Origin of the sequence: Labrenzia sp. THAF82, from assembly GCF_009363435.1 — a bacterium.
In the GTDB taxonomy this organism is placed as follows: domain Bacteria; phylum Pseudomonadota; class Alphaproteobacteria; order Rhizobiales; family Stappiaceae; genus Roseibium; species Roseibium porphyridii.
The window spans coordinates 1,803,725-1,816,001 of record NZ_CP045354.1 but is presented as its reverse complement, the minus strand read 5'-3'; the positions used below and the strand labels follow the sequence as shown (position 1 = coordinate 1,816,001).

The 12,277-nt window shown below is 55.5% G+C and carries 8 protein-coding genes; 3 read left to right on the top strand and 5 right to left on the bottom strand.

From position 1 onward, the window contains the following. Window positions 1–25 precede the first annotated feature (25 nt). Window positions 26–1,135 carry an ABC transporter ATP-binding protein gene (locus tag FIV00_RS08565; protein ID WP_152500352.1) on the top strand — a complete coding sequence of 370 codons (1,110 nt, stop codon included), beginning with the start codon at window positions 26–28 and terminating at the stop codon, window positions 1,133–1,135. Then, the gene (gene uxuA, locus FIV00_RS08560) at window positions 1,132–2,346 is read left to right on the top strand and encodes a mannonate dehydratase (RefSeq protein WP_152500351.1); all 1,215 of its coding nucleotides are present in this window, start codon (window positions 1,132–1,134) and stop codon (window positions 2,344–2,346) included. The genes FIV00_RS08565 and uxuA overlap by 4 nt, the downstream gene beginning before the upstream one ends. Window positions 2,347–2,473: 127 nt before the next feature. On the opposite strand, the gene FIV00_RS08555 is transcribed toward uxuA, so the two are convergent. Together FIV00_RS08555 and FIV00_RS08550 are read right to left on the bottom strand one after the other, a co-directional pair. Then, window positions 2,474–3,361 carry a protein-L-isoaspartate O-methyltransferase gene (locus FIV00_RS08555; RefSeq protein WP_152500350.1) on the bottom strand — a complete coding sequence of 296 codons (888 nt, stop codon included), beginning with the start codon at window positions 3,359–3,361 and terminating at the stop codon, window positions 2,474–2,476. Between the two features lie 145 nt (window positions 3,362–3,506). After that, entirely contained in the window at window positions 3,507–5,843 is a 2,337-nt protein-coding gene (locus FIV00_RS08550) for a WD40 repeat domain-containing protein (RefSeq protein ID WP_209006860.1), read from the bottom strand. 289 nt (window positions 5,844–6,132) lie between these two features. Here FIV00_RS08550 and galE point away from each other — a divergent pair, with 289 nt between their 5' ends. Continuing rightward, complete coding sequence (gene galE / locus FIV00_RS08545; protein WP_152500348.1) at window positions 6,133–7,161, top strand: UDP-glucose 4-epimerase GalE; 1,029 nt, start codon at window positions 6,133–6,135, stop codon at window positions 7,159–7,161. Between the two features lie 104 nt (window positions 7,162–7,265). Here the strand turns inward: galE and FIV00_RS08540 are convergent, their stop codons facing one another. From FIV00_RS08540 to FIV00_RS08530, 3 genes are read right to left on the bottom strand one after another with little or no spacing between them, the layout of a single operon-like run. Further along, complete coding sequence (locus FIV00_RS08540; protein WP_209006859.1) at window positions 7,266–8,093, bottom strand: glycoside hydrolase family 16 protein; 828 nt, start codon at window positions 8,091–8,093, stop codon at window positions 7,266–7,268. Continuing rightward, window positions 8,090–9,433, bottom strand: a complete 1,344-nt coding sequence (locus FIV00_RS08535) for a polysaccharide pyruvyl transferase family protein (RefSeq protein WP_152500347.1) — start codon at window positions 9,431–9,433, stop codon at window positions 8,090–8,092. The genes FIV00_RS08540 and FIV00_RS08535 overlap by 4 nt, the downstream gene beginning before the upstream one ends. A 40-nt stretch (window positions 9,434–9,473) precedes the next feature. Next, window positions 9,474–12,275 (bottom strand): glycosyltransferase, encoded by a 2,802-nt coding sequence (locus FIV00_RS08530; RefSeq protein WP_152500346.1) that lies wholly within the window; start codon window positions 12,273–12,275, stop codon window positions 9,474–9,476. Window positions 12,276–12,277: the final 2 nt, after the last annotated feature.

Genomic DNA, 12,277 nt, shown 5'->3' with positions numbered 1-12,277 from the left:
CAAACAATGAGCGGGAAGCGCAGCAATGGCCGATCTCAGACTGAAGAATGTGACAAAATCCTACGGTGCCGTTGAGGTCATCAAGGGTGTCGACCTGGAAGTTGCCCACGGTGAATTCTGCGTTTTCGTCGGCCCGTCGGGCTGCGGCAAATCCACCTTGCTGAAGATGATTTCCGGACTGGAAAGCATCACAAGCGGCGATCTCTTTATCGGCGACGACCAGGTGAATGAAGTCGCTGCTGCCGAACGCGGGCTCGCAATGGTGTTCCAGTCTTATGCGCTTTACCCGCATATGAACGTGCGTCAGAACCTCTCCTTCGGACTTGAAAATCTGAAGACGCCGAAACCCGTCATAGAGGAAAAAATCAACGCAGCTGCCAAGATGCTGCAGATCGACGAATTGATGGACCGGCGGCCACGGGATCTGTCGGGTGGACAGCGCCAGCGTGTTGCGATCGGTCGTGCAGTCGTTCGCGAACCGCGCATCTTTCTATTTGATGAACCGCTTTCAAATCTTGATGCGGAACTGCGCGTCGATATGCGTTCTGAGATCGCCCAACTGCACCGTCAGCTCGGCAACACCATGATCTACGTGACCCACGATCAGGTCGAGGCCATGACGATGGCCGACAAGATTGCGGTGCTGCGCAGCGGGCTGGTCGAGCAGTTTGGCAAACCGCTGGATCTGTTTAACGATCCAGCCAATATCTTTGTTGCCGGCTTCATCGGCTCTCCAAAGATGAACTTCATTCAAGGCGAACTTCAGGGCAATCGCCTCCTGTTGAAAAACGGCGAAACCATTGAACTGCCTGAATCCAGGTTCCACCTGACAGACACCGCGAAAGTAACGCTGGGAATACGGCCGAACGACATCGCGCCCGGTTCCGACGAGACCCATGGACTGAATGCGAACATCAGATCGGTAGAGCAACTGGGGGGCGATTCCTACATCTACGCAGTCAGCGACATGGGGGACAACATAACGGTCCATCGCCCGGGACAGGTGGATGTCTGCGTCGGCGACAAGCTTTTGCTGGAAGTCGATGTCGATACAACGCATCTTTTTGACACTGAAACCGGACTGACGCTGCGCAAAAACAGAACCGGCAACACTTCCGAGGCAACTGCTCAATGAAACAGACTTGGCGCTGGTTTGGTCCCCACGACACAATCGGAATTCATGAATTACATCAGGCCGGAGTGCAGGGCGTCGTCAGCGCATTGCATCACATCAAACCCGGCCTTGTCTGGAGCAAAGAGGCCATTGTTGAGCGGCAGGCTATGATTTCCCGCGGCGGCCCTGAAAGCGCAACACCGATCCATTGGGATGTCGTGGAGAGCCTGCCGGTTTCAGAGGCGATCAAACTGCAATCGGCGGACTTCAAAGAGCATGTGGCAAACTACAAGACCAGCCTGCAGAACATTGCTGCCTCCGGCATCAAGACCGTGTGCTACAACTTCATGCCGGTTCTTGACTGGACGCGAACGGATCTCAGACGAAAGCTTCCCCACGGTGGAACAGCCATGTGGTTCGACCTTCTCGACTTTGCTGCCTTTGATCTGTTTCTCTTAAAGCGACCGGGAGCTTCGGACGACTATGACGCCGACTTTTGCGAGCGAGCCCGGCAAAGAGCTTCCGAACTCAGCGATCAGGAACGCCAGGCTCTCCAGCAGAACATCGTGGCCGGCCTTCCGGGAGCAAACGACACCTGGACACTCGACGAGATCCGTGTGCATCTATCAAGCTACCAGAATGTTTCAGCGGACACATTGCGCCAGCATCTGATCGACTTCCTTTCCGAGGTTGCCCCTGAAGCAGACAGGCTCGGCCTGCGTCTTTGCTGCCATCCCGATGATCCCCCTTTCTCCTTGTTGGGACTGCCGAGGGTCATGTCGACGGAAAACGATTACCGGCGTGTCATGGAGGCAGTTGACATCAATGCCAACGGCATAACGCTTTGCACCGGATCGCTTGGGGTCTCGCCGGAGTTTGACGGTGTCGGCTTCGTGGAACGGCTTGGCGGGCGGATCCATTTCGCGCATTTGAGAAGCACCATGCGTGTTGCCCCTGCAAACCGCGCAAGAACCAGCTTTTTCGAAGCGGCCCATCTGGAGGGCGATATCGACATTGTCGGTGTTGTCGAGGCTCTCTTAGGAGAGGAAAAACGCAGGCGGGCGGAAGGCAGAGACGACCACGAAATACCGATGCGCCCGGACCACGGCCAGGACCTCCTCAGCGACCTGAGCATCGAAAGCATGCCCGGCTACCCCCTGATCGGCCGCATGCGCGGGCTGGCGGAACTAAGAGGCGTCATGTCAGCATTCGAAAGAGAGACGAGAAACTAAGTCGACTAAGTTTTGGAAGTTGGCTTTGAAATATCCTGCCAAGTTTGGAGGGCAATCAGCCCGAGGCACTGAAAACGTTTGCCCGCAGCCCAAAACCTCATCCAGCTGCGCAAATAGGTTGGGCTTGCTAGTCAACCGGGTCGTATGACAAGGCCCAGTTGGCGCATGAAAACCAACAGCGGGTTGGGTCTGAGGGTCTTTGCCAAACGAGACTTTGAACGAATTCGATGCCGGGGCGCCGAAAGGCGTCCTGCAGTCTTTCTTCTTCCTGCCGCTTCATTGAACCGGCATCACCTTCAGCGTGAATGAAAAAGGCCTGGCATATTCGCGAGGCGGAAAAACCTGCAGTGCAACGCTTAATGAGAAAAGCTGCTCCATGACGGGAAAACCGGGGACCGGCAGGCCGATTGGGTTTTCCCGGGACACCAAGCGGAACGACCAGGCGGCCATCGGGAGCAAGCCCTTCTATCCAGTTTTCCAATGGCGCCAGAACCGCAAAATTCACGTAGATGCCATCGACTTCGCCTTTGGGCCAGGCCGCTGCATCATCGACGTGAAACGTGACATTGGCACGGCTTTCCAGCGCCGGTCGTGCGATCTGCGCTAGCGTGTCGTCCAGCTCTACAGCAACGACATGACCATCCGGTCCGACAAGCTCGGCAAGAAGCGCCGTATAGTAGCCGGTCCCGGCTCCCAGATGGACAATTGTCTCGCCGGCTTTTGGCGCAAGCGCCCCCAGCAACCTGGCATGAAGCGATGGACTGCCATTATTGACGCCACGCCCCGAGGACAACACGAACAGTGCATCCTGATAGGCATAGACCGGGTCGTTTTCGGCAAGCTGAATGGGGCAGTGTGCGAGGTCAACAACCTTCCATGGGTCCGACCCCAGATAATCTTCCCTGCGCACTCGGCTGAATGCACGCTCTATGTCTTTGTTGGCTTCAACACCGGCGGTTGCACAGATTTGCTTGGCAAAAGCAGACCGCACGATGGCAAGTTCTTCAGGTGTCATCTTCGCTTTGTCCGATTGAGTTGGCGCTATCAAAAAACAAGATTTCGGAATAATTGCGTCGACGCATGCAGAAATCGAAATTGCAACCGAGACGCTTGCACAAGGTGACAGGCAGATGATCTACGAGCTTGTTCCGACAGGTTGATCAATCCGGCATCGGGATCCTTTTCAATCCATCCTTTTCGACCGATTGCAGCAACATGCCATGATCTGCCCGAAGACAGGTGCTTGCCGGCCAGTCGCAGGATACCCAGCCACTTTCCTGGCCAATCAGAAAAGCTTTGCGCCGTCCTTCAAAGAGATCATGGCTTTCAACAAGACCCGCCCCGTCACCAACAACAATGGCTCCCTCCGGCCCGCCCCAATCGAGCCAATTGAAGGTTCTCTGATCGCGATTGAATTCTCGAACCCACCAGCCATGTCTTGTCCCGTGGACACGCGCCGGGGCGAATTCAGACCCCGCGGCAATGAACTTTCCGTCAGGCGACCAGACAAGAAACTGCGGGTAGTGTGAAAAGCTGGTTTCAGTTGTCAGAACGTCGCCGCTTTCCCGGTCCCAGATCACCACACGAGCGCGCATGGATGAGGCAAGCCGAGACCCGTCCGGCGACCAGGCAAGCTGTGTTGAATTGTCGACGGTACAGCAAAAGGCACTCTTCTCCTCGCCTGCCTTTTCATCCCAGATCCTGACCGTTCCATCTTCTGAAGCACTCGCCAAAAGGTCCCCCTCCGGCGACCAGGCGAGGTTTTCAACACTGTCTTCATGGATTGCCGACTGGGAGATTTCGGCACCCGTCCTGGCGTCAAACACACGCACAAGACTGTCGTCTCCGCCAGTTGCGATCCTGGCACCATCCGGAGACCAGGCAACGGAACGAACTGTATCCTGATGGCCCTCCAGGAGCCAAACCTGGCTGCCGGTTCGCGCATCCCAGACACGAGCGGTCTCGTCCCATGATCCGGTGGCGATTTGTGTGCTATCGGGAGACCAGGAAAGCGTGAGAATGTCGTTGGTATGGCCGTTCAGAGCTACAAGCTTCCGACCAGTTGCCATGTCCCAGACGATGTTCACCTCTTCTCGGTCAGCGGACACCAAAAGTGAGCCGTCGGGCGACCAAGCCAAGACACGGATTTCAGCCTCATGACCGGTAAGTTCATCAACCAGTTTCCCGCTTGTTTCGTCCCAGACGATGATACGCCCGTCCTCTAAAGCCATTGCAGCCCGACTTGAGACGGGCGACCAGGCAACGCGGTCGACTGGTTTTGCCTGACCGCGAACCGTCAGAGTTGTCTCCTGGCTCTTTCTATCCCAAATCCTGAGCGCATCATCGGAATACCCGGCAGCAAGACGTCCTCCATCCGGAGACCATTCCAGAGCACCAATCCAATTGTTTTCGTCCACTCTTGAATAGGTTTGGCCAAAGCTTTCTGTTTCCCAGAGCCGCAGTCCGCCATCATCGCCTGCGGCGGCGATCGCTCCTCCGTCGGGAGACCAGGCAACGTTGACGCAGACATAGTCCGGACTTCCACAGGCCAGTTCAGCAGCTGTCTTGCCAGACGGGACATCGACCACGCGGACATCATTGGTGCCAAGCACAAATGCGATTTTCTGGCTGTCTGGTGACCAAGCGATCCCCCTTTCGGCATCATCCTCAAAGTCAGCGATTTCAAGCACCAGCTCGCCGGTGACGATATTCCAAACGCGCGCCGTGCGGTCCTGTGATCCACCGGCAAGAAATTCGCCATTCTGTGCCCAGGCCAGCGACAGAATGGTGTCGTCGAACCCTTTCAGAACGTTGGTCTGTTCACCAGTTTCGGGATCAAATACCAAGATGTCGAAACCTGGATCAGAGGTCGCATAGTCGGTTGAAGCAAGTGCAAGATGCTTGCCGCTCGGTGACCAAGCAAGTGCCTGAGCTGTCGAATAGGTCGCCGGAAAGAACTCACCGATATTTTCCGTCACCGACCACAGCGCGACCCCACCTGCCATCGTCGCGGCCACTTTAGATCCGTTCGGAGACCACGCGACGGCTGAATCATCCGGAAGGCCTCCGTCAAATTCAACGATCAGGGAGCCCGTACGAGCATCCCACAGCCGCGCCGGATCGCTTTCTGCAGCAGTTGCAAGATACGCTCCATCCGGAGACCAGGCCAGATCGATCACCTCCCCCTTGTGACCAAAAAGGACTGCGCTCGCTTCACCGGTATCGACATTCCGGATGGTAATGAACGGACCCCACGGAGCCGTTGCAACGCGAGTACCGTCCGGTGACCAGGCGATATAGTCGACTGAGGCCGCCCAATGGCCCGACAAGCCGGCGATGAAACCTTCACTCAAGTCGACTTTTTGCGATATCGGGCTTTTGTCTTCTTGTAGGCGTTCACCGGCAAACGCGCTGCTGACGACACAAAGGCCCAACAGGACAATCATTCGTCGAAAGACCGTTCTCCGACAAAAGCGCAAAGCAATTGCGGGCTTCATGAAGCTGTCTCCAAGTCGCAATGGCAACCGCCGCATTATGACACTGCCGATGGTCGCTTCCAAGAAAAGCTTGCCGGCATGTGTTCCGGACCGGTGCGAGACAGGCACAAGACGCGCAGTGAAGCATTAGCCAGTTTTAGTCGCCGAGAATAACACTTCAATTAATACACACTTCAGATCTGGATCTATTTGCGAAATCAAGTAAAATTACAAAGTAAGAAAGCTAAAATACTTCGAATTTCGAATTAAATTAGCTTTATTATAGTATTAATTACTTGAAGAGGTCCAGATGACTGTACTCATTACCGGGGGCGCTGGTTACATCGGCTCCCATTGCTGTTTGTCATTCCTTCAGGCGGGACACGACGTCGTCGTCGTAGACAACCTGTCCAATGCCAGCGATGTGAGCTTGGACCGGGTGGCGTCGATAACGGGTGCGAAGGTTGCGTTGGAGATCGGTGACATCCGCGATCAATCAAAAGTCGAGGAGATTTTGAAACGGTACGGCTGCACTGCGGTCGTACACTTTGCCGGCCTGAAAGCGGTCGGGGAATCAACCCGTGTTCCGCTTACCTATTATGATAACAATGTGGTCGGCACTCACAGTCTTCTGTCGGCAATGGCAAACTGCGGCGTCAAGCAATTGATTTTTTCATCTTCCGCTACGGTCTATGGAGAGCCACAGTTTCTACCCCTCACCGAAAATCATCCGACCAGCGCGGTCAATCCATACGGCCGAACCAAACTGATGATTGAAGACATGTTGCGCGATACCGCGGCAAGCGATCCAACATGGCAGTTCGGTATCCTGCGGTATTTCAATCCGGTCGGTGCGCATGAGAGCGGGCTCGTCGGCGAAGACCCGCAAGGTATTCCGAACAATCTCATGCCGTTCATCACACAAGTTGCGGACGGACGGCGAGCTGAACTGGCGGTTTTTGGCAACGATTACGATACACCGGATGGCACCGGTGTACGTGACTACATTCATGTCGTCGATCTCGTGGAAGGACACCTTCGGGCGCATGAAATCCTGGCTGCCGGATCTGCCCCTTCAAATTGTTTCGCCGTCAATCTGGGCACCGGCAATGGCTACAGCGTTCTGCAGATGGTCAAAGCCTTCGAGCGAGCGTCCAACAAGCAGATACGCTATTCATTCGCGCCGCGCAGAAGCGGCGATGTCGCCGAGTGCTATGCCGATACGCATCTTGCAGAGAACCTTTTGAACTGGAAGGCAGCGCGCGGTCTCGACGACATGTGCAGAGATACCTGGAAATGGGTCCTCAACAACCCACGCGGCTATGAAACTGCAGCCTGAAGACAGGACGGGTCAATGGAAACAGAAAAGCCGGCAAATTGCCGGCTTTTCTCCCTCATGTGTCAACGCTGCGGTTCTGCTTCACGCACCATCTCCTCAAACCACTACTGCTGAAAGTCCCGAAACACTCTGACGCTGCGGATCGCCGTTGCCGCTCCAGCCACATCACCATCATTCTTTCCGGCAAATGGGGCGACGGCATTGCTCAACAGAACCAGGGCCGGTGTATGGGCAAACTCATTCGGCGCAGCAAAGACTTCAAGGTCATCGACATAAAATCGAAAGCGATTGCCGGTCCATAACATTGCATACCGGTGAAATGCGTCATCCAGACGGACATGTGCGCGATAGCTTGCTGCCAGGACATCTTTTTGAGGACGCCAGCGCCGCGCCGTGACCTGAACGATATTGGGATATTTGACTTCGGCGACATCCAGTTCGAAATGGGTATCACCTTCGGTCTTTCGATCCGACACCAGCCAGAAGGCATTGTTGACGCCTGCTTCGCGTGCGATGCGCATCTCACATTCGAAGTACCCATAGGTTTGACGGAAGTCCCTTGTGCGAATGTAGCCGCCGGTGAACGGTCGTTCCGGATCTGACTGATGCCCGAGACGAAGGTTCACTGCACCATTTGCGAGGACAACGTTCTTTGGAAAGCGCATTGTCTTGTGACCGTCGCCACCAATCCTGACCCGTTCCCATGCCTTGTCAAACTGACCCCGGTCGCTGAAGTCTTCCCGAAACGTGAGCGCCCACTCTCCCTTCGTCTGTTGAAGTGGTGTCGGCAGATCGATCGAGGACAAGGCAAACAGCGGCACGGTCGCCGCCAGGGAGGCTGCGCCCGCCAGCGAGCCAACCGCCAGTCCTGAAAGGAATTTCCGGCGGCTCACCACGCCATGTGCTTCGAAATCGATGTTTGGCCTGGTCAACTTGCCAGTTTTTCCTTGGCGTCCGGAGCTGTCTTCTCACGCAGTTTGAGTTCCAGGTTCCAAGCCCGGCTGCGCAGGGTCTCAATCTCTCCTGTCATGAAGTCCACTTCATTCCTGAACCAGCCGGTAACGTCCTCAACCGACTGATCGACCCGTACGAGATTTGGCTTAACCAGCGCTTGCTCCGGCGGAGAGGCAACCGGCTTCGCCAGCACATGGTTCAGGCCATTCTCCGTGAGGAAGCGATAATATTCCGCATAGTTCAAACGATAGACATGCTGCACCTTGGAGAAGTCGGCGCTTTCGAATATGCGCTCCAGGTTGATCGGCAGATAGTCTTCAATCTCGACCGAAGGAATGGCAAAGAGCGTCGACAATTCGCGTATCCGACTGTCATAGGTAAAGAACACTGCTGGAATGCCCTGGTGAAGACCGATCACATTGCCATGAAGACGAAATCCGACGAGAACGTCGACATTATCTCTGGCATCGGCCGCCCATTCGTCAACATCAAAGAAAGCCTGCATGCGGTCGCTCACAAGTGCTTCGACATCCTTGTCCCCTTCAAGATGATACTTGTTGAGGATTGACTGAATGTGCTTCTGCTTGGCTTCGCCAGTCTCGAAAATCGCGAGCGTTTCCTCGCGTTCGCCTTGCGAATACAGCCGGTTCGCCGAGCGTTTGGCGACAGCTTGAATAAGCGCCCGTTGCATTCTGTTGGTCTTGGTAGCGTTGGAGGCATAATCGGCCGACAGATACTTGTTGAGCGTCAGGCCCACTCGGGCATTGGCCGGATCCAGCGGCTTGATTTCAATCGACGGCCTCAGGTTCCGATAGAAACTCGGGCACCCGATGATCCGGATGTTCTTGATGCCGATATCGTTGAAGACTTCGGCACTGTAAACACCGCGCACGCCGATGGTTTCGCATTTGTCTGCGATGATCTTCCAAGCTTCCACACTGCCCTTTGGCAGCTCAAGTTTCTTGTATTTTGCCGCCTGCGCACCAACGCCTACCGGAACAATTGGCCCTTTCAACTTTTTCAAAAGCGGAATGACATTACCAATGTCCACTGTCTCGGTGAGATAGTTCGACCCCCGGATAACGGTCGCGTCGTAGTCGTCCTTCGGCCAGAGTTTTTCGTCTGCTGCGTGAGCAAACTGAACATTGGTGATCTGGTCGTAGGCAAGCGCCTTCAACATCGCGTCATAAACCAGAACGTCACCGGTATTGATGCCGCCGCGCGCAAATGTCGACAAGGGATCATCGATTTTCAGAAACGCAGATTTGTTGCCCGGCTTGACGGCCGCACCGCCATTGAGAACGAAGAGCTTTTTCATGTGACAGAAACCTTTCCAAGTGAGGGCTCAAACCCTTCGATTACCGGACCGACGATTGCCGGCTTCGCTGATGCCTCGGGGGAAAACTCGCCGGCTCGCGAGCCGGCCCATAGACGGTCTGAGACCGGGACACTTGAGCAGCGGGCGCCTTGGCGCGCCGGATGCTCTGCAGTTGATCGGGGAACCAGGTGTGAAGTTGACGCAAGAACGGCTGCAAGCTCTTCTCCCAACTGCGTTCCGCACCGCGTGACGCCGCCTTTGCAGATAGCGATTGGCGCAGTTTTTCGGATTTGGACAAAGCCTCAAGCGCCGCAATCAGATCATGCGTTGCAACACCGTCATCTTCAGCACGTAGCAGCACGCCGTCGGCTTTGTGGTCGATCAATTCATCAACGGCCCCGACATCCGTTGCGATCGGAATGCAACCAAGGCGCTGCGCCTCGATGATTGTCAGCGGGGCACCTTCCCATCTTGAAGGCAGTACAAAGACATCTGCCCAGGCCATCAGACGGCTCAAATGACGATTGTCATAAATCGGCGGGTCAACGCGAATACCGACCTCTGCAAAACGGTCTTTCCACGATCCGCCCGTATCGGCATCCATGACGTCCGATCCGACGATGCGCCAGTCGATGCCAATGCCACGCTGTTTAAGCGCTCGCGCTGCGGCAAAGATCCGTTCGATGCCCTTCTGCCTGTCCAGGCGACCGAGAAAAACGGCTCTCAACCTGCCGTCGCGACCAAGCGTCCGGCTCTCCGCAAGAGCCTTGGCGTCCTCGCCTGCAAGCGGATAACCAGCGGCATTGGGAATATGCAACAGTTTGGCCATGGGCACTCCCATGCCGTGCAGCCATTCGGCCATGTCCCGCGAACAGGTCAGGACGCTGTCGTAGATATGTTCATAGGCGAGCGTAAGATAAGGGTGTCCCGCTGGCCGTCCAAGTTCGGAACTGTCCAGGACATGCACATAGTTGACGACCTTGACCCCGCGCCGCCTGAGTTCGCCGAAAATAGCATTTGCCGGAGCCAGCTGGTTGTTGATGACAACGTCCAGTCCGGACAAAAAGCCAAGCACTTCTTCTGAACGTGCATACTCGTCATGCCCCATCAGCAGTTCATGACCGGAGAACATGTTTGGCCCGCCCCACAGCGGATAGTCATCAGCGAGGAAGTTGATGCTGTCGAAAACACCATCATTGTCGGCGATGCGGTTATAGACGGGCTTGCCCAATACGTAGAGATGGACCTCGCAGCCGGCGTTTTTCAGAACGCGGGCCGTCGCATAGGCAACTTTCTCCACCCCGCCATATGTGGCAATCGGCAACAGCAGCCCGACGCGAAGACGTTTTGTCTTCGACGCCAGACGCGGCATGATCGGTGATGCACCGACACTATGCCTGAGCAGTTCGTAATATTTGCTTCGTTCCGGAAAATAGACGGAGCGCCAGATCCAGCGCTTATCGGGCCCGTGCCGATATCCAGATTCCCGCAACGCCCCGAGCGTTGCCAAAAGACTGTTGGTAGCCGAGAGGGCTGTGCCCTGAATGTTTTCAGCTGAAAACGGCCCTCTGATAACAACTTCGGCAATCTTCGGCGATGGGGTCGCCCCCCTCAAGGTTCTGATCCAGTCGTCGGATTTGTCTTCCACGCATTGCTTCATGATGCTGAGCGAACACATCCAGCCAAGCGGCTTCTTGGAGAGTTCGGCACCGTCGCCGAGCGTGTTGACTTCGATCGCAAGCTTGTCCTTGTCGCTTTCAAATCGCAGTGCCACGAAATGGTGGGACGCGGAAAGCCGCTCACCGAGCCAGAGCACATTGTGCAACAGGCCACAGCCATTGAGTGCTGCCCTGTGTGCCGGCGACAGCCAGAGCCAGAAGGGAGGTACACCGAAGGTCTCCGGCTCGGCTTGCGCCGACCAGAAGGTTTTCACGAATTCCTCAATGCTGTGCGTTTCATGTTTGGCCACAGGATCGGTGAAGAGATCCACCAGGTAAGTGTCGGCACCAAAGGCAACGAAACGCGGAGCTTCTTCGTGTTCCCAGCCCAGCAAAGTGTCCGTCGAGAACAGTTTTTTATGCTTGTCCTTAATGTAACTCAGGATGCTGTCGCGCGTGCGGTTCGAGTCCCGCAACATGCTCTCGGCACGCTGCCGATATTCGAACCCGAAGAAAGGATAGTTCGATCCCTTGAAACCAAGCGAGATCGCTTGAAGCCAAAAATCCCAGTCCTCGAAGCCGGACTTCATGCTTTCGTCAAAACGAACGCCGGCATCGAGGAGGGATCTGGAGACCAGGCTGCCGGCCTCACAGATATTGTCGAAGGTGACGTGCAGAAGACGGGAATACGCAGTCGTGTAATTTCCGCTCCACTCAATCCCGAACTTGTCGATGTTTGGATAGACCCAATCGATCTCGTCATTGGAGCGCATAAAATCCATGAGCACCCGGATTGCGCTTGGTGTGATCCGGTTGTCTGCATCGAGGAAGTAGATTGCCTCAAGATCGGAAAAACTGCGCAAGGCAAAATCGATCCCGTAATTTCGTGCAGAACTCAGTCCGCCATTTGCCTTCTTCAGATAGTAGACATTCTCATAGGCCAACGCGTAAGCCCGGGCGGTCTGACCGGTTTCAGGATAAGGGCAGCCATCGTCGACGATGACGACCGCTATGTTGAAGGGCGCTTCCTGCTCCAAAGCTGCGTCGATTGCCTCTGTCAGCAGAACCGAGTGCTTGAATACGGGTATGACGATCGCAACGGTGGCCGTTGGCATGCCGGAACCGCCGAATATTGCGTGACGCACATTCGGCAATCCCGGTCTTGAACCTGTTTGTTGAAGCATGA